Genomic DNA, 21,272 nt, shown 5'->3' on the forward strand with positions numbered 1-21,272 from the left:
GCACCATGTCGATCGACGTCAACAACGAATCCGGAACCGAGGTCGACGAGCAGGCGATCCTCGACATCGCCCGCTACGCACTGGCCCGGATGCGGATCCACCCGCTGTCCGAGCTCTCGGTGATCGTGGTGGACACCGACGCCATGGAGCAGTTGCACATCCAGTGGATGGACCTTCCCGGTCCGACCGACGTCATGTCCTTCCCGATGGACGAGCTCCGTCCGCCGGCCAAGGACGACGAGGAGCCCCCGCAGGGACTCCTCGGTGACATCGTGCTCTGCCCGGAGGTCGCGAAGAGGCAGGGCGAAGAGGCACCGACGCAGCACTCCATGGACGAGGAGCTCCAGCTCCTGACCGTCCACGGAGTGCTGCACCTGCTGGGGTACGACCACGAGGTGCCCGAGGAGAAGGCCGAGATGTTCGGCCTCCAGGCCGCGATCGTGGACGGCTGGCGCGGTGAGCGCGGGCTCACCGGCGCGTCCCCGGCCCCCACCGTCTCGTGATCGCCCCCCTGATCACCGGAGCCGTCCTGCTGGTCGTCGTCGGCTGGCTGGCCGCCTGCGCCGAGGCGGGCATCGCCCGTACGTCGAGTTTCCGGGCGGACGAGGCGGTCCGGGCCGGGCGGCGCGGCAGCGCGAAGCTGGCGCAGGTCGCCGCCGACCCCGTGCGCTATCTCAACGTGGCCCTGCTGGTGCGGGTCGCCTGCGAGATGTCGGCCGCGGTGCTCGTCACCTATGTCTGTCTCCAGAAGTTCCCGGAGACCTGGGAGGCGCTCGCCTTCGCGATGGGCGTGATGGTCCTCGTCAGCTATGTCGCCATCGGGGTCTCCCCGCGCACCATCGGCCGCCAGCACCCGCTGAACACGGCGACGGCCTCGGCGTACGTGCTGCTGCCGCTGGCCCGGATCATGGGCCCGATCCCGCAACTGCTGATCCTCATCGGCAACGCGTTCACCCCGGGCAAGGGGTTCCGCAAGGGGCCGTTCGCCAGCGAGGCCGAGCTGCGCGCCATGGTCGACCTCGCCGAGGCGGAGTCGCTCATCGAGGACGACGAGCGCCGCATGGTGCACTCGGTCTTCGAGCTGGGCGACACCCTGGTGCGCGAGGTGATGGTGCCCCGCACCGACCTGGTCTCCATCGAGCGCTACAAGACGGTCCGCCAGGCCCTCACCCTCGCCCTGCGCTCCGGCTTCTCCCGGATCCCGGTCACCGGTGAGAACGAGGACGACATCGTGGGGATCGTCTACCTCAAGGACCTCGTCCGCAAGACCCACATCAACCGCGAGTCCGAGGCCGACCCCGTCTCCACCGCGATGCGCCCCGCCGCCTTCGTCCCCGACACCAAGAACGCCGGGGACCTGCTGCGCGAGATGCAGCGCGACCGCAGCCATGTCGCCGTCGTCATCGACGAGTACGGCGGCACGGCGGGCATCGTCACGATCGAGGACATCCTGGAGGAGATCGTCGGCGAGATCACCGACGAGTACGACCGCGAACTGCCGCCCGTCCAGGAGCTGGAGAACGGCTGCTACCGGGTGACCGCACGCCTCGACATCGGGGACCTCGGCGACCTCTTCGGACTCGACGAGTACGACGACGAGGACGTGGAGACCGTCGGCGGACTGCTCGCCAAGGCGCTCGGCCGGGTCCCGATCGCCGGTGCGTCGGCCGTCGTCGACCTGCCCGACAGCCGTCGGCTCCGGCTCACCGCCGAGTCCCCGGCCGGCCGTCGGAACAAGATCGTCACGGTCCTGGTGGAGCCCCAGGAGAAGGAAGCCGAGACGGAGACGGTATGACGCCAGAGCGGCTGCGCGCCTTCTGCCTGGAGTTCAACGCGAGCGTGGAGGAGTTCCCGTTCGGCCCCCAGACCTCGGTCTTCAAGGTGCTCGGCAAGATGTTCGCGCTCACCACGCTGTACGCCCGGCCGCTGACGGTCAACCTCAAGTGCGACCCGGACGAGGCGGTCCGGCTCCGCGAGGAGCACCCGTCGGCCGTCGTGCCCGGCTGGCACATGAACAAGCGCCACTGGAACACGGTGACCGTCTCCGGCGTGCCGGACAAGCTGCTGCGCGAGCTGATCGAGGACTCCTACGACCTGGTGGTCGCCGGCCTCCCGAAGGCGGAGCGGCTGAAGCTGGACCGGCCTTAGGGGTTGGCGTCGCCAGCACCCCCGGCGCGCGCCTCCCCGGCCGCCTGTTCCCGGAGGCCGCCCAGCTGCGGGTGCCCGCCCGGCCGGACCTCGCGAACGTGCTCCACACCCCGCTGCCGGACACCGGGACCGAGGCCCGGTTCCAGTGGCTGGCCTCGCCCGAGGGGCGGCGCGGCTCGATGTACCCGGTGCCGGGGTGACCTGCGCGGGGCCGGGGGCCGCTTCGTATGCTCGTGCCATGACCGACATCACCAACGCCGCCGACCTCGACGCCGAGGACCGCAAGATCGTCACCCTGGCGCGCAGCGCCCGCGCCCGCAACGGAGTGGCCGAGGGCGCCGCCGTACGCGACGAGACGGGACGCACGTATGTGGCGGGCACCGTGGCGCTGGAGTCGCTGAAGCTGAGCGCCCTGCGGACCGCCGTCGCCATGGCCGTCGCCAGCGGCGCCACCTCGCTGGAGGCCGCCGCCGTCGTCTCCGCCGCCGAGACCCCCGCCGACGAGGACCGCGCCGCCGTACGTGACCTGGGCGGACCCCGGACGCCGGTGCTGCTCGCGGGTCCGGACGGCACCCTGCGGCTGCGGGTCACGGCGGGCTGACGGGCCCCCGGCGGCGGCTCCGTCCGGGGCCCTCCGGCCCGCCGGGGCGGACCGCTGTACGGGAGCGCCGCCGCGATCGGGGAGAATGGTCGCCATGAGCGCTCGCCCGAACCAAGAATCCGCTGCCCCGCAAGCGGAGACCACCTCCCCCCACCGGGCCGGCTTCGCCTGCTTCGTGGGCCGCCCCAACGCCGGCAAGTCCACCCTGACGAACGCTCTGGTCGGTCAGAAGGTGGCGATCACCTCCAACCGCCCCCAGACCACCCGGCACACCGTGCGCGGCATCGTGCACCGCGACGACGCCCAGCTGATCCTGGTCGACACCCCCGGCCTCCACAAGCCGCGCACGCTCCTCGGCGAGCGGCTGAACGACGTGGTGCGCACCACCTGGGCCGAGGTCGACGTCATCGGCTTCTGCCTGCCCGCCGACCAGAAGCTGGGTCCGGGCGACAAGTACATCGTCAAGGAGCTCGCGGGGATCAAGAAGACCCCCAAGATCGCCATCATCACCAAGACCGACCTGGTCGAGTCGAAGGCGCTGGCCGAGCAGCTGCTCGCCGTCTCCGCGCTCGCGGATGAGCTGGGCTTCGAGTGGGCCGAGATCATCCCGGTCTCGGCGGTCAAGGACCAGCAGGTCAGCCTGCTCGCCGACCTCATCGCCCCGCTGCTCCCCGAGAGCCCGCCGCTCTACCCGGAGGGCGACCTGACCGACGAGCCGGAGATGGTCATGGTCGCGGAGCTGATCCGCGAGGCCGCGCTGGAGGGCGTACGCGACGAGCTGCCGCACTCCATCGCCGTCGTGGTCGAGGAGATGCTGCCGCGCACGGACCGTCCGGCGGACAAGCCGCTGCTGGACATCCACGCCAACGTCTACATCGAGCGCCCCAGCCAGAAGGGCATCATCATCGGCCCGAAGGGCAAGCGTTTGAAGGAAGTCGGCACGAAGTCGCGCAAGCACATCGAGGCGCTGCTCGGCACGCCCGTCTTCCTCGACCTGCATGTGAAGGTCGCCAAGGACTGGCAGCGCGACCCGAAGCAGCTGCGGAAGCTCGGCTTCTAGAGACCTCTTGAAGCCGGGGCCGGTCTCACGCGCCCTCCTTGAGGATGCGTGAGACCAGCGTGCGCTGGGCCCCGGTCAGATCGGGGTCAGCGCAGTACACGGTGCGGTCCCCGACCGTGATCCGGTACCGGAATCCGTCCGGCACCCCGGACGGCGGCGCGTCCGGAGCGGTGGCGAGGACCTCCTCGGCGAGCGACTCCCACTCCGCCGCGTCCTGACGGCCCTCGGTGTCGACCTCATGGTGGCGGGAGATGCCGGCGAAGCCGCCGGTCCGGGTGACCTGAATACGCATGGGGTCCTGTCTAGCCGGGGCCGGTCGCGGGCTCAAGCCCGCCCTGCTCGGTGATGGCTCGAGCCCGCCTCACTCCGAGGCGGTCATGCCCGCCTCACTCCGCCGTCGGCACCCCCACCTCGGACCAGGCCTTCAGGACCGCCTCCTTCTCGCCGCGCTCGCCGAAGCGGTCGCCGGCCGCCGCGGCCGTCAGCCGGGCGAATTCCTCGAAGTCCGCGGTGGCCGTCAGCTCGCCGCCGGTCAGCACGTCGAACCAGATCTGCCCGGCCCGCTCCCAGGCGTTGCCGCCCAGCGCGGTGGCCAGGAGGTAGAAGGCGCGGTTGGGGATGCCGGAGTTGATGTGGACCCCGCCGTTGTCCTGCTCCGTCTCGACGTACTCCTCCATCGACGCGGGCTGCGGGTCCTTGCCGAGCACATCGTCGTCGTACGCCGTGCCGGGGGCCTTCATCGAGCGCAGGGCGTCCCCGCTGACCCGGGGCGCCAGCAGTCCGGCCCCGATCAGCCAGTCGGCCTGCTCGGCGCTCTGGCCCAGCGAGAACTGCTTGACCAGCGAGCCGAACACGTCGGAGACGGACTCGTTGAGCGCGCCCGACTGGCCCTCGTAGCGCAGGTTGGCGGTGTACTGGGTGAGGCCGTGGGCCAGTTCGTGGGCGATGACGTCGATGGCGTGGGTGAAGTCGAGGAAGATCTCCCCGTCACCGTCGCCGAAGACCATCTGCTCGCCGTCGAAGAACGCGTTGTTGTACTCGTGGCCGTAGTGGACGGAGCCGATGAGGGGCAGGCCCTTGCCGTCGATCGAACTGCGTCCGTAGGCGGAGAGCAGCAGTTCGAAGGTGGCGCCGAGTCCGGCGTACGCGCGGTTGACGCTGGCGTCCGAGGTGGGCTTCTCGCCCTCGTCGCGGACCTTGGTGCCCGGCAGGGATGTGCCGTTCCCGCAGTCGTACAGGGTGCGGTGGGGCTTGGTGGGGACCGCGCCCGCCGTGGGGGTGGCGGGCGCGGCGGCCAGGGCCGTCAGCCGGCGGCGGTCACGGCGGAGGCCGTCGGCCTCCAGGGTGCGGCGGGCCGGATCGGCCAGTCGGGCGTCGCCGGAGTGCGACAGCTTGTCGAGGACGTGGGGCGGCACGATGGTGCAGAAGACGGGGTGGAGCCCGTCATCGTTGGTTCGAGGCTGCATGGAAACGACTGTGGCACTCCGTGACCGCACTGTCACTGGTTGCGACGATGATTGACGAAATGGAGTGATGAGTCACCGTTTCCCCCTCATAGATGCCCGGTCCCGCATACTGATACGGACCGACACCCCGGGCCACCCTCGGCTAGGCTCGTCGCACCATGCGTTTCGGGCTGCTTCTCCTTAGCTGCCGCGGCGAGGGCCTGTAGTCGTAGGCCGACCCCCTCCCCGCGGAGTCTGGTGCTGCAGCGACACCGTCGGCCGACCCCATGTCGGACCCCGAGGAGCCCTACGCCATGACCACCGTGAACCCCGCCAGTGATTCCGTCGGCCGCCCCACCCCCGTCACCAACGCGACGCAGCTGCAGAAGCCGTCCGGGATGCCGGTCCACAAGTACCGCGGTTACGAGGCCGTGGACATCGCCCACCGCACCTGGCCCGACAACCGGATCACCGTGGCGCCCCGCTGGCTGTCCACCGATCTGCGCGACGGCAACCAGGCGCTGATCGACCCGATGTCGCCGGCCCGCAAGCGCGAGATGTTCGACCTGCTCGTACGCATGGGCTACAAGGAGATCGAGGTCGGCTTCCCGTCCTCCGGCGAGACCGACTTCGCCTTCGTCCGCTCCATCATCGAAGAGGGCGCGATCCCCGAGGACGTGACGATCTCCGTCCTGACGCAGGCCCGCGAGGAGCTGATCGAGCGGACCGTCCAGTCGCTGGTCGGCGCGCGCCGGGCCACCGTCCACCTGTACAACGCCACCGCCCCCACCTTCCGCCGTGTGGTCTTCCGGGGCTCCAAGGAGCAGGTCAAGCAGATCGCGGTGGACGGTACGCGGCTGGTGATGGAGTACGCGGAGAAGATCCTGGGCCCCGAGACGGTCTTCGGCTACCAGTACAGCCCGGAGATCTTCACCGACACCGAGCTGGACTTCGCCCTGGAGGTCTGCGAGGCGGTCTGCGACGTCTGGCAGCCCGAGGAGGGCCGCGAGATCATCCTGAACCTGCCCGCCACCGTGGAGCGCTCCACGCCCTCCACCCACGCGGACCGCTTCGAGTGGATGTCGCGCAACCTGTCCCGCCGCGAGTTCGTCTGCCTGTCGGTCCACCCGCACAACGACCGGGGTACGGCGGTGGCGGCGGCCGAGCTGGCCATCATGGCCGGCGCCGACCGCATCGAAGGCTGCCTGTTCGGCCAGGGCGAGCGGACCGGCAACGTCGACCTGGTCACCCTGGGCATGAACCTGTTCTCGCAGGGCGTGGACCCGCAGATCGACTTCTCGCAGATCGACGAGATCCGCCGCACCAGCGAGTACTGCAACCAGATGGAGATCCACCCGCGCCACCCGTACGCGGGCGACCTGGTCTACACCGCCTTCTCCGGCTCCCACCAGGACGCCATCAAGAAGGGCTTCGACGCGATGGAGAAGGACGCGGCGGCCCAGGGCAGGACGGTCGACGACATCGAGTGGGCCGTGCCCTACCTGCCGATCGACCCGAAGGACGTCGGCCGCTCCTACGAGGCGGTCATCCGGGTCAACTCGCAGTCCGGCAAGGGCGGTATCGCGTACGTCCTGAAGAACGACCACAAGCTGGACCTGCCGCGCCGGATGCAGATCGAGTTCTCCCGGATCATTCAGGCCAAGACCGACGCCGAGGGCGGCGAGGTCACCCCGACGCAGATCTGGTCCACCTTCCAGGACGAGTACCTGCCGAATGCCGAGAACACCGCGGCTCGATGGGGACGCATCCAGCTGCGTTCCGGCCAGACCACCACCGACACCGACGGCCAGGACACCCTGACCGTCGAGGCCAACGTGGACGGCGCGGACACCGTCCTGACCGGTACGGGCAACGGACCGATCTCCGCGTTCTTCGAAGCGCTGCAGGCCATCGGCATCGACGCCCGGCTGCTGGACTACACCGAGCACACGATGAGCGAGGGTGCCAGCGCCCAGGCCGCCTCGTACATCGAGTGCGCCATCGACGGCAAGGTGCTGTGGGGCATCGGCATCGACGCCAACACCACCCGCGCCTCGCTCAAGGCGGTCGTCTCCGCGGTCAACCGCGCCTCCCGCTGACCCGGCCGGACGCCCCCTCGTACGGACGTCCGCTTTGACCCCGTACGGCAGCAGTCCCAGAACCCCGACCGCCCGCTCCGGGCGGTCGGGGTTCGGCCATATCCGAGGGTTGTGACCTCCGGGCTACTGACGCCGCCTCGCGCATGTGGCTAACATCACGTCCAACACACGGCAAAGTTGCCGGAGCGTTACGGAGGTGTGCGACGTGCGGTCAGCCAAAGGACAACGCGCTCTGAGGCCGGTCCTCTGCGGCATCCGCACGGTCTGGGACGCCGTCGGTGACGGCGCCTTCTTCTGCCCCGGCTGCGGCGGCGACCGCAACTACCGCCGCCTGGCCGGCCGCCGCCGGCTCACCGTCCTCGGCATCCCGCTGGCCGGCCGGGGCGAGACCGGGCCCGTCGTGGAGTGCGCCGCCTGCCGCGCCCGCTTCGCCCCTGACGCCCTGGACCACCCGACCACCACCCAGTTCTCCTCGATGCTCCGGGAGGCCGTCCACACCGTCACCCTGGCCGTCCTCGCGGCCGGCGGGACCACCTCCCGTACGGTCCTGGACACCGCGGTCGGAGTCGTACGGGACGCCGGGCTCGACGACTGCACCCAGGAGCAGCTGTACACCGTGGTGGAGGTACTCGCCGCCGACACCGGGTACGGCGGCCGGTCCGACCCGGCGGCCGAGGCGTGCGGCGCGACCCTCGCCATCGAGCTGCACGAGGTGCTGGCCCCGCTCGCCCCGCACCTGGCCCCAGCCGGCCGCGAGTCGGTCCTCCTCCAGGGCGCCAGGATCGCGCTCGCCGACGGGGTCTACAGTCCGGCCGAGCGTGAGGTCCTGACGGCGGTGGGCGGCGCCCTGAAGCTCCCGGCAGACGACACCGCCCGCCTGCTCACCGCGGCAGCACGTACGCCCTCCTAGGGCCTCCTGGGATCTCCTGAGGGCGAACGGCCGTCCGGGTGTGCGCGACAATGGCCCCATGAGCTTGTTCCGGGACGACGGCGTCGTGCTGCGTACGCAGAAACTGGGCGAGGCCGACCGGATCATCACGATCCTGACCCGCGGCCACGGCCGGGTCCGCGCTGTCGCCCGGGGGGTGCGCCGCACCAAGTCCAAGTTCGGTGCCCGCCTGGAACCCTTCTCCCACGTCGACGTGCAGTTCTTCGCCCGGGGCAGCGAGCTGGTCGGCCGCGGCCTGCCGCTCTGCACCCAGAGCGAGACCATCGCCCCGTACGGCGGCGGGATCGTCGCCGACTACGCCCGCTACACGGCCGGCACCGCGATGCTGGAGACTGCCGAGCGGTTCACCGACCACGAGGGCGAACCGGCCGTCCAGCAGTACCTGCTCCTCGTCGGCGGCCTGCGCACCCTCGCCCGCGGCGAGCACGCGCCCCACCTGATACTGGACGCGTTCCTGCTGCGCTCGCTCGCGGTGAACGGGTACGCGCCGAGCTTCGAGGACTGCGCCAAGTGCGGGATGCCGGGCCCCAACCGGTTCTTCTCCGTCGCGGCGGGGGGCGTCATATGCGGTGACTGCCGGGTCCCGGGGAGCGTCGTACCCTCGGCACAGGCACTCGAACTGCTGAGCGCGCTGCTGAGCGGCGACTGGGCGACGGCGGACGCGTGCGAGGCGCGTCATGTCAGGGAGGGGAGCGGGCTGGTGTCCGCCTATCTGCACTGGCATCTGGAGCGCGGCCTGCGCTCGCTGCGGTACGTGGAGAAGTGACGCGGGTCCTGAGAGAGTGACGCGGGCCCCAAGAGAGCGACGCGTCGCGTGAAGAAGTGACACAGGGAGACTGAGAACCTCATGGCAGTACGCGGGATCCTCGGCGGCCGTAACCGGCGCACGTACAAGACCCCCGAGCCGCACCCCTCGGGCGCGACGCCTCCGAAGATCCCCGGCGAGCTGGTGCCCCAGCACGTCGCCGTCGTGATGGACGGCAACGGCCGCTGGGCCAAGGAGCGGGGTCTGCCCCGCACCGAGGGCCACAAGGTCGGTGAGGGCGTCGTCATGGACGTGCTCAAGGGGTGCATCGAGATGGGCGTCAAGAACCTCTCGCTCTACGCCTTCTCCACGGAGAACTGGAAGCGCTCGCCGGACGAGGTGAAGTTCCTGATGAACTTCAACCGCGACGTGATCCGGCGCCGCCGCGACGAGATGGACGAGCTCGGCATCCGGATCCGCTGGGTGGGCCGCATGCCCAAGCTGTGGAAGTCCGTCGTCCAGGAGCTCCAGGTCGCCCAGGAGCAGACCAAGGGCAACGACAAGATGACGCTGTACTTCTGCGTCAACTACGGCGGCCGCGCCGAGATCGCGGACGCCGCGCAGCGCATCGCCCAGGACGTGGCGGCCGGGAAACTGGACCCGTCCAAGGTCAACGAGAAGACCTTCGCGAAGTACACGTACTACCCGGACATGCCGGACGTGGACCTCTTCGTGCGCCCCAGCGGCGAACAGCGCACCTCGAACTACCTGATCTGGCAGAGCGCGTACGCCGAGATGGTCTTCCAGGACGTCCTGTGGCCGGATTTCGACCGCCGGGACCTGTGGCGGGCCTGCCTGGAGTACGCGCAGCGCGACCGCCGCTTCGGCGGGGCGGAGGCCGTGGAGGCGGCGGAGGCCGCCAAGAAGTGACGTAGGACGTGAAGGAGGGCGGTCCCGGTACGCGTACCGGGACCGCCCTCCTTCACGTTCGCGCGCCTACTTCTTGCCGGCGGCGCACTCCGCACATGTGCCGAAGATCTCGACGGTGTGCGCGACGTTCACGTAGCCGTGCTGGGCGGCGATCGTCTCGGCCCACTGTTCGACGGCGGGACCCTCGACCTCCACCGCCTTGCCGCAGAGCCGGCAGACCAGGTGGTGGTGATGGTCGCCGGTCGAGCACCGCCGGTAGACGGCCTCGCCCTCGGTGGTGCGCAGGACGTCGACCTCACCCGCGTCGGCGAGGGACTGCAGGGTCCGGTAGACCGTGGTCAGGCCCACGGAGTCGCCGCGGTGCTTGAGGACGTCGTGCAGCTCCTGGGCGCTGCGGAACTCGTCGACCTCGTCGAGGGCCGCCGCCACCGCCGCCCGCTGCCGGGTGGACCGGCCGCGTACCGGCGCTGCGTTCGTGCCACTGATCGGCGCCGTGGCCACAGGTGCCTCCTCGTGTCGCCCGTACATGTGTCGGGCCATTGTGCCAGCCCGCCCGGGCGCCGCACTCAAACGCGCAGGTCGTCCGCTCCCCGGCGGGCCGCCGGTACCTCCAGGGTGCACTCCGCGCCCTTGGCCTCGCTCACCCGGGCCCGCCGTTTCGCCAGCGGAGCCGCGAGCGCGGTCAGCGCGACGAACACCGCGATGGCCAGCAGCACGATCGTCGCGCCCGGCGGAACGTCCTGGTAGTACGAGGTCACGGTGCCGGCCAGCGTCACCCCCGTGCCGATCACCACGGAGAGCACGAACGTCACCTTGAAGGACCTGGTGATCTGCTGGGCGGCCGCCACCGGCACCACCATCAGCGCGCTGACCAGCAGCAGCCCGACGACCCGCATCGCGACGGTCACCGTCACGGCGGCCACCACCGCGATCAGCAGGTTCAGCACCCGCACCGGCAGCCCGGTCACCCGGGCGAACTCCTCGTCCTGGCTGACCGCGAACAGCTGCCGCCGCAGCCCCACGGTGACCAGCACCACGAAGGCGGCCAGCACACAGATCGCGATGACATCGGACTCGGAGACGGTGGAGAGCGAGCCGAAGAGGTACGAGGTCAGGTTGGCGTTGGAGCCGGTGTCGGAGAGGTTGATCAGCATGACGCCGCCCGCCATGCCCCCGTAGAAGAGCATCGCCAGGGCGAGGTCGCCGCGCGTGTGCCCGTACCAGCGGATCAGCTCCATGACGACCGCACCGGCCACGGCGACGACGGTGGCCATCCAGACGGGGCTGGTGGAGAGCAGGAAGCCGAGGCCGACACCGGTCAACGCGATGTGCCCGATGCCGTCGCCCATGAGGGCCTGGCGGCGCTGGACCAGGTAGACGCCGATGGCGGGCGCGGTGATGCCGACCAGGACGGCCGCGACGAGCGCCCGCTGCATGAAGGGTGGGTTCAGGATCTCGAGGAACATCAGGTCAGCAGTCCCGTCCGTACGGGCTCGGCGGCCGCGTGGGGGTGTACGTGGTCGTGGCCGGGCAGCGCGTGCTGGCCGAGCGCCTCCGGCGGCGGCCCGTCGTGCGTCACACAGCCGTCGCGCAGGACCACGGCCCGGTCGATCAGCGGCTCCAGCGGGCCCAGCTCGTGCAGCACGAGAAGCACGGAGGTGGACAGGGCCACCTGCTCGCGCAGGGTCGCCGCCAGGATCTCCTGGCTGGCCAGGTCCACCCCGGCCATCGGCTCGTCCATGATCAGCAGCTCCGGTTCGGCGGCCAGGGCGCGGGCGATCAGGACCCGCTGGTGCTGGCCGCCCGACAGGGCGCTCACGGAGTCCTTGGCGCGGTCGGCCAGGCCCACCAGCTCGATGGCCCGGTCGACGGCCGCCCGGTCCGCCCTCCCGGGCCACCGCAGCTTCGTACGGGCCAGCCGGCCGGAGGCGACGACCTCGCGGATCGTGGCGGGCACCCCGCCGGCGGCCGTGGTGCGCTGGGGCACGTAACCGATCCGGCCCCACTGCCGGAAGCGCCGCAGCTCGGTGCCGAACAGCTCGACGGTGCCGCCGGTCAGCGGGACCTGGCCGATGGCGGACCGTACGGCGGTGGACTTGCCGGAACCGTTGGCGCCCAGCAGGGCGACGACCTCGCCGCGGTGCACGGTGAGGTCCACCCCGCGCAGCACGGGGCGCGCGCCGAGGGTGGCCGTGGCGCCGCGCAGGCTGACCACGGGCTCGCGGGTGGCGCCCACGGGGTCGTGGGCGGTGCTCTCACGCTCCGGCATGAGCGCCTCCGATCCGAACGTCACGAGTGATGCGGGTCACTTCGCGCCGAGTGCCTTCTGCAGCGCGGCGAGGTTGGACTCCATGACCTCGATGTAGTCAGCGCCCTGGGACTTCTCCGTGATTCCCTCCAGCGGGTCCAGGATGCCGGTCTTGAGCCCGGTGTCCTTCGCGAGGGTCTTCGCGGTCCGGTCGCTGGCGAGCGTCTCGAAGAAGACCGTGGTGGCCTTCTCCTTCTCCGCGACGGTGTGGATCTCCTGAATGCGTGCGGGGGTCGGCTCGGCCTCGGGGTCGATGCCCGCGATGCCCTGCTGGGTGAGCCCGTAGCGCTCGGCGAGGTAGCCGAAGGCGGAGTGGGTGGTGATGAAGGTCTTGGTGGCGGTGTTCTTCAGCCCGGTCTCGAACGCCGTGTTGAGCTTGTTCAGCTCGCCGACCAGGGCCTCGGTGTTCTTCCTGTAGTCGGCGGCGTGGTCGGGGTCGGCCTTCTCCAGCGACTTGCCGACACCCTTGGCGACCTCGGCGTACTTCACCGGGTCCAGCCAGATGTGCGGGTCGGCGCCGCCGTCCTCGCCGTGGTTGTGGCCGTCGCCCTCGGAGTGCTCCTCGTGGGCTTCTTCCTCGTGGCCGTGCTCGTCCCCGTGCTCTTCTTCGCCTTCGTGGCCTTGATCGTGGCCACTGACCTCTGCTCCGTGGTTCTCCAGCGTGGTGAGGGTCGCGGCGTCGACGGTGTTCTTCACACCGGACTGCGCAATCGCGTCGTCCACGGCGGGCTGGATGCCCTTGAGGTAGAGCACGTAGTCGGACTCGCTGATGGAGCCGATCTGGCGGGGTGTGAGCTCCAGGTCGTGCGGCTCGACACCCGGCTTGGTGAGGCTGGTGACGGCGACGTGCTCGCCGCCGATCCTCTCGGCCAGGAACTGCATCGGGTAGAACGACGCGGTCACCTTCAGCTTGTCGCCGTTGCCCCCGTCCGCTGCGTCGGAGGTGGAGCAGGCCGAGAGAGCGGTCAGACCGAGGACGACTGCTCCGGCGACGGCGGTGGTGGGTATGAGGCGGCGTACGTTCATGACAGTCATTTTCAACAAAAGTGGAAACGATTGTCAACAAGACTGATGAGATGCCCGGAAGATCACATAGGGAGGGGTCGAAGATCGCCGGACCCCCCACCGATTTGATCCCAGGGGTGCGCCCGCCGGTAATCTGAAGCATTCGCCCGCCCGTCTCCCGACCACCACCCCCCCCCCACCGAGGCGCTACGCGCCGCACCTGTCCAATTTCGCCGTCGTAATGAAGAGAGCACCGTGGCCGCCGACAAGATCGACACCATCGTCAGCCTGAGCAAGCGCCGTGGCTTCGTCTACCCCTCCAGTGAGATCTACGGTGGTCAGCGCGCCGCCTGGGACTACGGGCCGCTGGGCGTCGAGATGAAGGAGAACCTGAAGCGCCAGTGGTGGCGCTACATGGTCACTTCGCGCGAGGACGTGGTCGGTCTCGACTCGTCGGTCATCCTGGCCCCGGACGTCTGGGTCGCCTCGGGTCACGTCGCCACCTTCTCGGACCCGCTGACCGAGTGCACCTCCTGTCACAAGCGCTACCGCGCCGACCACCTGGAGGAGGCGTACGAGGAGAAGCACGGCAAGCCGCCGGTCAACGGTCTCGCCGACCTCAACTGCCCCAACTGCGGCAACAAGGGCACCTTCACCGAGCCCAAGGAGTTCTCGGGCCTGCTCTCCACCCACCTCGGCCCCACCCAGGACTCCGGCTCGGTCGCCTACCTGCGCCCCGAGACCGCCCAGGGCATCTTCACCAACTTCGGCCAGGTGCAGCAGACCTCCCGCAAGAAGCCGCCGTTCGGCATCGCGCAGGTCGGCAAGTCCTTCCGGAACGAGATCACTCCGGGCAACTTCATCTTCCGGACCCGCGAGTTCGAGCAGATGGAGATGGAGTTCTTCGTCAAGCCGGGCGAGGACGAGGAGTGGCAGCAGTACTGGATGGACCAGCGCTGGAACTGGTACACGGACCTCGGCATGCGCGAGGAGAACATGCGCTGGTTCGAGCACCCGCAGGAGAAACTCTCCCACTACTCCAAGCGCACCGCGGACATCGAGTACCGCTTCCGCTTCGGCGGCAGCGAGTGGGGCGAGCTGGAGGGCGTCGCCAATCGCACCGACTACGACCTCAAGGCGCACTCCAAGGCCTCGGGCACCGACCTCCAGTACTACGACCAGGAGGCCGGCGAGCGCTGGACGCCGTACGTCATCGAGCCCGCGGCCGGAGTCGGCCGCGCGATGCTGGCGTTCCTGCTCGACGCCTACATCGAGGACGAGGCGCCCAACGCCAAGGGCGTCATGGAGAAGCGCACCGTGATGCGCCTCGACCCGCGCCTGGCGCCGGTCAAGGTCGCGGTCCTGCCGCTCTCCCGCAACCCGCAGCTCTCGCCGAAGGCCAAGGGCCTGGCGACCGACCTGCGCAAGAACTGGAACATCGAGTTCGACGACGCCGGCGCCATCGGCCGCCGCTACCGCCGCCAGGACGAGATCGGCACCCCGTTCTGCGTCACCGTCGACTTCGACACCCTGGACGACAACGCGGTGACCGTGCGCGAGCGCGACACGATGAAGCAGGAGCGCGTCTCCCTGGACCAGATCCAGGCGTATCTCGGCGCCCGACTGATCGGCTGCTGACGCCCCCGTAGGCGCGTGAGGCCCCCGGTTCCGGGTACGGAACCGGGGGCTTCGTCATACAGTCCACCGGAGCCCCCCCCGCCGTCGTCCCGGGAGGTACGCGATGCCGTCGATCACCACCAGCAAGGTCACCAGATGGGACCAGCACGGTCGTGAACACGTCGTGCAGGTACGGAAGTCGGGCATGTCGCGCGAGCTGAGGTGCTCCACCTGCGGCTGGCGCCGCTCGGCGCAGTTCCTGCCCTGGCTGAAGGCCCAGGAGCACCTGACCGAGGCCCACCAGGCGACGGTCGACCCGACGGCCTGAAAATCTGGTGCGGGGTGCTCCGGGAGCGGGGTACCGTTCCGGCATGTCTTCGTTCTTCCAGATCTACGAGTGAGAGCGCGGCGGGGACCCGACCACCCGCCGCCCACCGGATCGATCGATCGCGATCACCTGATCACTTCCTTCCTCACTTCTCACCACGAATGGGAGAACGCCGTGGCCAAGAGCCGCAACAACCTTCTCGGCGTCGGCGGACAGCGCAAGAAGCTGTCCCGGGCCGAACAGCAGGGCGCGGGTTCCGCGCGAGGGGCCGACCGCAAGGTGGCCGAGGACAAGAGGCAGGAGCTCGTCCGCAAGATGCGCGAGCGCGCCGAGGCGCAGGCGGCCACGACCGCCACCGAGCCGGGCGAGCAGGACGGCCCCGCGCAGAGCTGACGCACCCGCAGGCGTCACGTACGGCCTCACCGCGTACGCGACCCGGCTCCACCGCACACGGCCGTGGGCCCGGATCATCCGTGATCCGGGCCCACGGCCGTACCCGGGGAGAACGGCTCAGGTGACCGCTCGTTCCGGCGTGCCCAGCTGGGAGTCGGCAGACGTCGCGTGCAGCGGAGGAGCAGCGGTTGCGCGCCGCTGACCAGTGCTTTCGCCCGCAGGACAGGGCGGTGGGGCAGGCGTAGATTGGGTCGGGGACGCTCCTGGCCTGATGGGAGATGAGCGTCATGTCATTCGTCCAGATGATCGACTTCCGGTCGAAACACATCGACGAGTTGAACAAGGTGATGGACTCCTGGGCGGAGGCCACCTCGGGCAAACGGACAGCGACGCACGCGATGACGGGCCACGACCGCTCGGATGCCTCGCACCTGGTGGAGATCGTCGAGTTCCCTTCCTACGAGGAGGCGATGAGGAACTCGAACCTGCCGGAGACCGAGCGGTTCTTCCGGGAGATGGTCGCTCTCTGCGAGACCGAACCCTCGTTCACCGACCTGGACGTTATCCGGGACGAGCACCTCAACAAGGAGGCGGTGCGCCGCTACTTCGACGAGTTCGTCAACAACGGCGACTACGACGTCATGGACGAGCTGTGCGCGGCCGACTACCGCGAGCACGACCCGTCGCTGTCCTCGTACGACATGGGTACGGAGGACGCCAAGCGGGAGAGCCGAGAGATCATGGAGGCCTTCCGGCCGCAGGCCGTCATCGAGGGCATGGTCGCCGAAGGCGACACGGTCGCGGTGCGTTTCAGCTTCACCGGTCGGCACGTCGGCGAATACCAGGGCGTCGAAGCCACCGGCAGGGAGGTGAAAGGCACCGGGCACGCGACCTTCCGCTGTGTCGGCGGCAAGTACACGGAGAGCTGGTGGAACACCGACGACCTGGGGATCATGCAGCAACTGGGCGTCATCGAGGACCAGTAGCCCTCCGGCCGCACGCCGCGACACCGTCCCGGACGCGCCCGGGACGTGGCATGGGGTCGTGATGCCCGGCCCCAGCACCGGGGCGCAGAAGCGGAGGCCGATGGGGCCACCCGGCGAGCCGTGTCCGGGGAGTGTGACGCGAGGGGCTTTGTTTGGCCGCTTCCGGCGGGCGGGTCAGACTGATGGGGACCGCCCGCCTGGACCCCGGCCGCCCCCTCGGGGCTGGGCCTGCTCGCACACCTCCCCGTCAGGAAACGCCGTGCCCCACACCTCCGCCGCCTCCGCCGCCCCTCGGGTAGGCACTCCCGCCCCGCGCACCGGCTCCCACCGCTTCAGCGCGGTGATCAGCCGCATCGCCGAGGAGATGGCCACGCTCACCGACCACGGCATCCCCGCCGACTACATACCGATGCTCGCCGGTGCCGCCCCCCGGCGGTTCGGCATGGCTGTCGCGGAGCCGGACGGGACCGTCTACGGTGTCGGCGACTGGCAGCAGCCGTTCTCGACGCAGTCCATCTCCAAGGTGTTCGCCTTGGCCCTGGCGCTCTCCCTGGACGGCGGGCAGCTTTGGCAGGGCGTGGGCCGCGAGCCCTCGGGCAACCCCTTCAACTCCCTGGTGCAGCTGGAGTACGAGAACGGGATCCCGCGTAACCCCTTCATCAACGCCGGCGCCCTGGTGGTGACCGACCGGCTGCAGGCCCTGACCGGGGACGCCGCCGGCCAGGTGCGGGAGCTGCTGCGCACGGAGAGCGGCAACCCCGCCATCGACTTCATGCCGGAGGTCGCCGCCTCCGAAGCGGCCTTCGGGGACCGCAACGCCGCGCTGGCCCACTTCATGGCCTCCTACGGCAACATCACGCTCCCGGTCCCCACCTTGCTCGCCGCCTACTTCCGCCAGTGCTCCATCGAGGCCTCGTGCGCGGACCTGGCCCTCGCTGCCGGGTTCCTGGCCCGGCACGGTGTCCGGGCCGACGGGTCGGCGCTGCTGACCCGCAGCCAGGCGAAGCAGGTCAACGCGGTCATGCTCACCTGCGGGACGTACGACGCGGCCGGAGAGTTCGCCTACCGGGTGGGGCTGCCCGGCAAGAGCGGCGTCGGCGGCGGGATCATCGCCATCGTGCCCGGGGTGTGCACCCTGTGCGTCTGGAGCCCGGGCCTCGACCGGCGCGGCAACTCGGTGGCGGGTGTGTCGGCCCTCGACCGGTTCACCACGCTCACCGGGCTGTCCGTCTTCTGACGTGCTGCTGGGCCTACGGCCTACCTGGTCCAGAACTGGCGCGGCGCGAAGCCCTCGCGCCGCGCCAGTGGCCGGCCAGTAGTGCTCGAAGTCGGGGTCGTCCTCGGACAGCACGCGAGCCCGCCCGAAGAGCTGAGCCCCCCGGCTGCTGGCCTCTTTGACCAGCGGGGCGAAGATCCCCACCGAGACACGCGGATCGGCGGCGAGGTTCCTCATCTTCGGGGAGCCCGGAGCCGTACTGAACATCACCGCGAAGTCGAGGGAGAAGTACCGTACGGGTGTCGCGAGGGGGCCTTCCGGGCCTGCCGTCGCGATCACGCACATGTTCTGCGTCGAGAGCAGGTTGCGTATGCCTGCGTCGAACGGAGTGTGAAGCCCGTATCTTCCGGCACCGCGGACCGTCGCGGTTTTGAACCGCCCCCCGGGGGCAACCGGCCGCCATGGAAACCAACGGCCCCACCGAAGAAGCGACGGTCACCCAGGGGGACGAGCACCATGTCCTTCTCAGCGCGGACACCAACGGCGACGGAAAACCTGACGTGTGGATGACGGACACGACCGGTGACGGCGTCGCGGATCTCTACCAGTTCGACACCACCGGCGACGGGAAGATCGACGTGACGGTGGTCGAAGGAGGGGAGGAGCCCGGAACCGACCGGCTCGTGGTCGACGGTGACGGCGGTCACCCCCAGCAGGCCTGAGCTCCCGGGGAACATCAAGCCTGACCTCCGAGGAACATCAAGGGGAGCGTGGACGGCGCGGGCGCTACAGGTCCCCGAGCCAGGGATGGCCCGGGTGCACGCGGGCCAGCAGCCCGGTCAGGGTCCCGCGCCGGGTCGGGGACAGGTGAGGGAGGTCGTGGCGAAGCCCGCCTGATCCTTCGGACGGGCGTGCTTCGCCTTGAAGAGCAGGCAGGCTCGGCACCACCAGCGGTACGCGGCCCAGCCGGTCGGCCCGCCGCTGGCGCGGTCCGGCGAGCGGGCCGCGCCTGGTCAGCTACCCGTCGTCGGACGAGAGGACCCGCACCCGGCTGGAGCGGCTGCACCGGATCGCCCTTGCCGCCGAGTCCAAGTAGCCGTGTCAGCACGGCACTTCGGGGAACCCGAGGGACAGGCCGGTCCACATCGGGATCGGGTCTCGGAGCGACCGTCCCGAAGGAGTGGCAGATGACTACGCAGTACGGCAACCAGCCGACCGGGCAGCAGCACCACGGCGCGCCTCAGCGCGGGGCGAGCAGCAACGTGTTCAGCATCATCGCGATCGTCCTGGGCGTGATCGGGTTCATCATCCTGCCGATCGTCTTCGCCCTGGCCGGCCTGGTGATGGCCGTCATCGCCAAGGCCGTCCGGCACGAGCGGCTCTCCACGGTCGCCATCGTCGTCAGCGCCATCGGTCTGGTGGGCGGCATGGTCCTCGGCGCGGTCTTCGCCAGCATGTGATCGAGCCGGGTGACGCCCGGGAGCCCGAGGCGGACAGCGCCTCGGGCTCCTGGTGTGCGTCTGCTCGGCGCTCGGCCGACGCGGCGAGCCCTACCGGTTCGGGCGGCGGCGGGCCAGGCTCCAGAAGAGGAGCGGGACCGCGACAGCGGCGAGAACCCCATCCACGTCGGGGAGAACGTCTGGATCGGGGCCGGCGCCACGATCCTGCCGGGCGTCACGATCGGCAAGGACGCGGTGATCGCCGCTGGGGCGGTGGTGGCCGAGGACGTCCCGGCGGCCAGCCTGGTGACCGGCCCGAAGGCCACGGTGAACCGCCGGTGGTGAGGGAAGTCCTCGGGCAGTACGTGGGCCCCATGGACCACGTGAGGAAGGAAGGCGTCGACACCCGTCGGTAAGGTGCGCAGATGTCATCAACCAGCCGGTGGGGTCCCGGTAGCCGCCCGCGAAGCGGTACGGCTGGGGGGATCTGCTCACTCGTGGCGGCGCGTTGCGCGCCGCAGGGGCTGTAGGCGTACGTGTTGACCTTCGTGCCCGCCTCGTCGGCCAGAGCCACGACGCTGCCGAGTGCGTCGGTGAGGCAGTAGTGGTTCTTGCCCCCGCGGGTCATGGAGTTGCCCGGGTTTCGCAGAACCAACCGCGCCGCCCGTTTGGTCGGCGCCCTACTCTGCTGGGCGCGTCCGATCGCCATGGCCCTCACCGCGGCCGAGCTCGTGTTTCGGCCGCCGGCCGCCACTCCTTGCGCGTACGCGCAAGCCCGAGCCCGCCACCTCTCCCGCGTACGCGACAATGGAGCAATGACCACGCTCGCCCCCGCCCTCCCGCAGCTCCGCGTCGGCCCGCACACCGTGCAGCCGCCTGTGGTCCTCGCGCCCATGGCCGGTATCACCAACGCCCCGTTCCGGACGCTGTGCCGGGAGTTCTCCGGGGGCAAGGGGCTGTTCGTCAGCGAGATGATCACCACGCGGGCGCTGGTCGAGCGCAACGAGAAGACCATGCAGCTCATCCACTTCGACGCGACCGAGACCCCGCGCTCGATCCAGCTGTACGGGGTGGACCCGGTCACCGTCGGCAAGGCCGTCCGGATGATCGTCGACGAGAACCTCGCCGACCACATCGACCTCAACTTCGGCTGCCCCGTCCCCAAGGTCACCCGCAAGGGCGGCGGCTCCGCGCTGCCGTACAAGCGGCCCCTGCTGCGGGCCATCCTCAAGGAGGCCGTCTCAGGCGCCGGGGACCTCCCCGTCACCATCAAGATGCGCAAGGGCATCGACGACGACCACCTCACGTTCCTCGACGCGGGGCGCATCGCCGTCGAGGAGGGTGTGACGGCTGTCGCCCTGCACGGGCGCACCACCGCACAGCATTACGGCGGCACCGCCGACTGGGACGCCATCGCCCGGCTCAAGGAGCACGTCCCGGAGATTCCCGTCCTCGGCAACGGCGACATCTGGTGCGCCGACGACGCCCTGCGGATGATGCGCGAGACCGGGTGCGACGGTGTCGTGGTCGGTCGCGGGTGCCTCGGGCGGCCCTGGCTCTTCGCCGATCTGGTGAACGCCATGGAGGGCAGCGCGACCCGGCACGCGCCCACCCTGCGCGAGGTCGCGGACGTCATGGTGCGGCACGCGACGCTGCTGGGGGAGTGGATCGGCGACGAGGCCCGTGGCGTGATCGACTTCCGTAAGCACGTGGCCTGGTATCTGAAGGGCTTCGCCGTCGGCTCCGAGATGCGCAAGAAGCTGGCCGTCACCTCGTCGCTGGAGGAGCTGGGCGGGCAGCTGCACGAGCTGGACCTCGACCAGCCCTGGCCCGATGGCGCCGACGGGCCGCGCGGGCGGACCTCGGGCAACAACCGGGTCGTCCTGCCGGACGGCTGGCTGAAGGACCCGTACGACTGCGCTGGTGTCAGCGCCGACGCGGAGCTGGACACCTCCGGCGGCTGAGTCCGCACGCGTACGAGGCGGCTGAGTCCGTACGCGTAC

General features: G+C 70.1%; 23 protein-coding genes and 3 pseudogenes. 19 read left to right on the forward strand and 7 right to left on the reverse strand.

Translation table 11 applies throughout. From position 1 onward, the window contains the following. Window positions 1–5 precede the first annotated feature (5 nt). The 6 genes and pseudogenes from ybeY (at window position 6) to era (ending at window position 3,809) form a co-directional block, all read left to right on the forward strand. A complete protein-coding gene (gene ybeY, locus AMK21_RS02355; protein ID WP_073873628.1) occupies window positions 6–503 on the forward strand; it encodes an rRNA maturation RNase YbeY in 498 nt (165 codons plus the stop codon). Continuing rightward, a complete protein-coding gene (locus tag AMK21_RS02360) occupies window positions 500–1,795 on the forward strand; it encodes a hemolysin family protein (RefSeq protein WP_073873630.1) in 1,296 nt (431 codons plus the stop codon). Before ybeY ends, AMK21_RS02360 begins: the two co-directional genes overlap by 4 nt. After that, the gene (locus AMK21_RS02365) at window positions 1,792–2,148 is read left to right on the forward strand and encodes an MmcQ/YjbR family DNA-binding protein (RefSeq protein WP_073873632.1); all 357 of its coding nucleotides are present in this window, start codon (window positions 1,792–1,794) and stop codon (window positions 2,146–2,148) included. Before AMK21_RS02360 ends, AMK21_RS02365 begins: the two co-directional genes overlap by 4 nt. Before the next feature lie 32 nt (window positions 2,149–2,180). Then, window positions 2,181–2,348: pseudogene (locus AMK21_RS02370) on the forward strand (XRE family transcriptional regulator); the annotation flags it as partial. A 38-nt stretch (window positions 2,349–2,386) separates the two neighbouring features. Continuing rightward, entirely contained in the window at window positions 2,387–2,749 is a 363-nt protein-coding gene (locus AMK21_RS02375) for a cytidine deaminase (protein WP_199863088.1), read from the forward strand. A gap of 85 nt (window positions 2,750–2,834) precedes the next feature. After that, window positions 2,835–3,809 carry a GTPase Era gene (gene era, locus AMK21_RS02380; RefSeq protein WP_374196151.1) on the forward strand — a complete coding sequence of 325 codons (975 nt, stop codon included), beginning with the start codon at window positions 2,835–2,837 and terminating at the stop codon, window positions 3,807–3,809. A gap of 25 nt (window positions 3,810–3,834) precedes the next feature. On the opposite strand, the gene AMK21_RS02385 is transcribed toward era, so the two are convergent. After that, window positions 3,835–4,101, reverse strand: a complete 267-nt coding sequence (locus tag AMK21_RS02385; protein WP_073873634.1) for a protealysin inhibitor emfourin — start codon at window positions 4,099–4,101, stop codon at window positions 3,835–3,837. Window positions 4,102–4,195: 94 nt separating this feature from the next. After that, window positions 4,196–5,275: a M4 family metallopeptidase gene (locus AMK21_RS02390; RefSeq protein ID WP_073873636.1), complete on the reverse strand. Its 1,080-nt coding sequence runs from the start codon at window positions 5,273–5,275 to the stop codon at window positions 4,196–4,198. Window positions 5,276–5,568: 293 nt separating this feature from the next. Here AMK21_RS02390 and leuA point away from each other — a divergent pair, with 293 nt between their 5' ends. The 4 genes from leuA to AMK21_RS02410 all read left to right on the forward strand — a co-directional run bounded on the left by leuA (window position 5,569) and on the right by AMK21_RS02410 (window position 9,977). Continuing rightward, window positions 5,569–7,353: a 2-isopropylmalate synthase gene (gene leuA / locus AMK21_RS02395; RefSeq protein WP_073874235.1), complete on the forward strand. Its 1,785-nt coding sequence runs from the start codon at window positions 5,569–5,571 to the stop codon at window positions 7,351–7,353. Between the two features lie 205 nt (window positions 7,354–7,558). Next, window positions 7,559–8,263 (forward strand): TerB family tellurite resistance protein, encoded by a 705-nt coding sequence (locus tag AMK21_RS02400; protein WP_073873638.1) that lies wholly within the window; start codon window positions 7,559–7,561, stop codon window positions 8,261–8,263. A 58-nt stretch (window positions 8,264–8,321) separates the two neighbouring features. After that, window positions 8,322–9,068, forward strand: coding sequence for a DNA repair protein RecO (recO, locus tag AMK21_RS02405; RefSeq protein WP_073873640.1), 747 nt, complete (start codon window positions 8,322–8,324; stop codon window positions 9,066–9,068). A gap of 81 nt (window positions 9,069–9,149) precedes the next feature. Beyond that, window positions 9,150–9,977, forward strand: a complete 828-nt coding sequence (locus tag AMK21_RS02410) for an isoprenyl transferase (RefSeq protein ID WP_073873642.1) — start codon at window positions 9,150–9,152, stop codon at window positions 9,975–9,977. A gap of 66 nt (window positions 9,978–10,043) precedes the next feature. Here the strand turns inward: AMK21_RS02410 and AMK21_RS02415 are convergent, their stop codons facing one another. The 4 genes from AMK21_RS02415 to AMK21_RS02430 form a co-directional block, all read right to left on the reverse strand. After that, on the reverse strand, window positions 10,044–10,478 hold the full coding sequence (locus tag AMK21_RS02415) for a Fur family transcriptional regulator (protein ID WP_073873644.1): 435 nt from the start codon (window positions 10,476–10,478) through the stop codon (window positions 10,044–10,046). A gap of 65 nt (window positions 10,479–10,543) precedes the next feature. Beyond that, complete coding sequence (locus AMK21_RS02420) at window positions 10,544–11,443, reverse strand: metal ABC transporter permease (RefSeq protein WP_073873646.1); 900 nt, start codon at window positions 11,441–11,443, stop codon at window positions 10,544–10,546. Next, a complete protein-coding gene (locus AMK21_RS02425) occupies window positions 11,443–12,246 on the reverse strand; it encodes a metal ABC transporter ATP-binding protein (RefSeq protein WP_073874237.1) in 804 nt (267 codons plus the stop codon). Before AMK21_RS02425 ends, AMK21_RS02420 begins: the two co-directional genes overlap by 1 nt. Window positions 12,247–12,282: 36 nt before the next feature. Then, on the reverse strand, window positions 12,283–13,311 hold the full coding sequence (locus AMK21_RS02430) for a metal ABC transporter substrate-binding protein (RefSeq protein WP_073873648.1): 1,029 nt from the start codon (window positions 13,309–13,311) through the stop codon (window positions 12,283–12,285). 234 nt (window positions 13,312–13,545) lie between these two features. On the opposite strand from AMK21_RS02430, the gene AMK21_RS02435 reads away from it, so the two are divergent. The 5 genes from AMK21_RS02435 to AMK21_RS02455 all read left to right on the forward strand — a co-directional run bounded on the left by AMK21_RS02435 (window position 13,546) and on the right by AMK21_RS02455 (window position 17,851). After that, window positions 13,546–14,928: a glycine--tRNA ligase gene (locus AMK21_RS02435; protein WP_073873650.1), complete on the forward strand. Its 1,383-nt coding sequence runs from the start codon at window positions 13,546–13,548 to the stop codon at window positions 14,926–14,928. A gap of 103 nt (window positions 14,929–15,031) precedes the next feature. Beyond that, on the forward strand, window positions 15,032–15,235 hold the full coding sequence (locus AMK21_RS02440; protein ID WP_073873652.1) for a hypothetical protein: 204 nt from the start codon (window positions 15,032–15,034) through the stop codon (window positions 15,233–15,235). A 174-nt stretch (window positions 15,236–15,409) separates the two neighbouring features. Continuing rightward, window positions 15,410–15,628 carry a DUF6243 family protein gene (locus AMK21_RS02445; RefSeq protein WP_073873654.1) on the forward strand — a complete coding sequence of 73 codons (219 nt, stop codon included), beginning with the start codon at window positions 15,410–15,412 and terminating at the stop codon, window positions 15,626–15,628. 278 nt (window positions 15,629–15,906) lie between these two features. Continuing rightward, window positions 15,907–16,614, forward strand: coding sequence for an ester cyclase (locus tag AMK21_RS02450; protein ID WP_234421804.1), 708 nt, complete (start codon window positions 15,907–15,909; stop codon window positions 16,612–16,614). A 364-nt stretch (window positions 16,615–16,978) separates the two neighbouring features. Continuing rightward, on the forward strand, window positions 16,979–17,851 hold the full coding sequence (locus tag AMK21_RS02455; protein ID WP_234421818.1) for a glutaminase: 873 nt from the start codon (window positions 16,979–16,981) through the stop codon (window positions 17,849–17,851). Between the two features lie 156 nt (window positions 17,852–18,007). On the opposite strand, the pseudogene AMK21_RS37010 reads toward AMK21_RS02455, so the two are convergent. Further along, window positions 18,008–18,175: pseudogene (locus AMK21_RS37010) on the reverse strand (pyridoxamine 5'-phosphate oxidase family protein); the annotation flags it as partial. 116 nt (window positions 18,176–18,291) lie between these two features. Here AMK21_RS37010 and AMK21_RS02465 point away from each other — a divergent pair. The 4 genes and pseudogenes from AMK21_RS02465 (at window position 18,292) to dusB (ending at window position 21,233) form a co-directional block, all read left to right on the forward strand. Next, the gene (locus tag AMK21_RS02465) at window positions 18,292–18,552 is read left to right on the forward strand and encodes a hypothetical protein (RefSeq protein WP_064232464.1); all 261 of its coding nucleotides are present in this window, start codon (window positions 18,292–18,294) and stop codon (window positions 18,550–18,552) included. 465 nt (window positions 18,553–19,017) lie between these two features. After that, a complete protein-coding gene (locus AMK21_RS02470; protein ID WP_073873660.1) occupies window positions 19,018–19,290 on the forward strand; it encodes a hypothetical protein in 273 nt (90 codons plus the stop codon). 153 nt (window positions 19,291–19,443) lie between these two features. Next, window positions 19,444–19,614 (forward strand): annotated as a pseudogene (locus AMK21_RS02475) (DapH/DapD/GlmU-related protein); the annotation flags it as partial. Window positions 19,615–20,084: 470 nt separating this feature from the next. Beyond that, window positions 20,085–21,233 (forward strand): tRNA dihydrouridine synthase DusB, encoded by a 1,149-nt coding sequence (dusB, locus tag AMK21_RS02485; protein ID WP_073873662.1) that lies wholly within the window; start codon window positions 20,085–20,087, stop codon window positions 21,231–21,233. Window positions 21,234–21,272 lie beyond the last annotated feature (39 nt).

The sequence above is a fragment of the Streptomyces sp. CB00316 genome, assembly GCF_001905595.1.
Classification (GTDB): Bacteria; Actinomycetota; Actinomycetes; order Streptomycetales; family Streptomycetaceae; genus Streptomyces.

Excerpts from the sequence above, each read along its gene's own strand:
- AMK21_RS02385 (WP_073873634.1), bottom strand. The coding sequence starts at position 4,101 with ATGCGTATTCAGGTCACCCGGACCGGCGGCTTCGCCGGCATCTCCCGC.
- AMK21_RS02410 (WP_073873642.1), top strand. The coding sequence starts at position 9,150 with ATGGCAGTACGCGGGATCCTCGGCGGCCGTAACCGGCGCACGTACAAG.
- AMK21_RS02465 (WP_064232464.1), top strand. The coding sequence starts at position 18,292 with ATGGAAACCAACGGCCCCACCGAAGAAGCGACGGTCACCCAGGGGGAC.
- AMK21_RS02430 (WP_073873648.1), bottom strand. The coding sequence starts at position 13,311 with ATGAACGTACGCCGCCTCATACCCACCACCGCCGTCGCCGGAGCAGTC.
- AMK21_RS02425 (WP_073874237.1), bottom strand. The coding sequence starts at position 12,246 with ATGCCGGAGCGTGAGAGCACCGCCCACGACCCCGTGGGCGCCACCCGC.
- recO (WP_073873640.1), top strand. The coding sequence starts at position 8,322 with ATGAGCTTGTTCCGGGACGACGGCGTCGTGCTGCGTACGCAGAAACTG.
- AMK21_RS02450 (WP_234421804.1), top strand. The coding sequence starts at position 15,907 with ATGAGCGTCATGTCATTCGTCCAGATGATCGACTTCCGGTCGAAACAC.
- dusB (WP_073873662.1), top strand. The coding sequence starts at position 20,085 with ATGACCACGCTCGCCCCCGCCCTCCCGCAGCTCCGCGTCGGCCCGCAC.
- ybeY (WP_073873628.1), top strand. The coding sequence starts at position 6 with ATGTCGATCGACGTCAACAACGAATCCGGAACCGAGGTCGACGAGCAG.
- AMK21_RS02455 (WP_234421818.1), top strand. The coding sequence starts at position 16,979 with ATGGCCACGCTCACCGACCACGGCATCCCCGCCGACTACATACCGATG.
- AMK21_RS02420 (WP_073873646.1), bottom strand. The coding sequence starts at position 11,443 with ATGTTCCTCGAGATCCTGAACCCACCCTTCATGCAGCGGGCGCTCGTC.
- AMK21_RS02390 (WP_073873636.1), bottom strand. The coding sequence starts at position 5,275 with ATGCAGCCTCGAACCAACGATGACGGGCTCCACCCCGTCTTCTGCACC.
- era (WP_374196151.1), top strand. The coding sequence starts at position 2,835 with ATGGTCGCCATGAGCGCTCGCCCGAACCAAGAATCCGCTGCCCCGCAA.
- AMK21_RS02365 (WP_073873632.1), top strand. The coding sequence starts at position 1,792 with ATGACGCCAGAGCGGCTGCGCGCCTTCTGCCTGGAGTTCAACGCGAGC.
- AMK21_RS02470 (WP_073873660.1), top strand. The coding sequence starts at position 19,018 with ATGACTACGCAGTACGGCAACCAGCCGACCGGGCAGCAGCACCACGGC.
- AMK21_RS02375 (WP_199863088.1), top strand. The coding sequence starts at position 2,387 with ATGACCGACATCACCAACGCCGCCGACCTCGACGCCGAGGACCGCAAG.
- AMK21_RS02440 (WP_073873652.1), top strand. The coding sequence starts at position 15,032 with ATGCCGTCGATCACCACCAGCAAGGTCACCAGATGGGACCAGCACGGT.
- leuA (WP_073874235.1), top strand. The coding sequence starts at position 5,569 with ATGACCACCGTGAACCCCGCCAGTGATTCCGTCGGCCGCCCCACCCCC.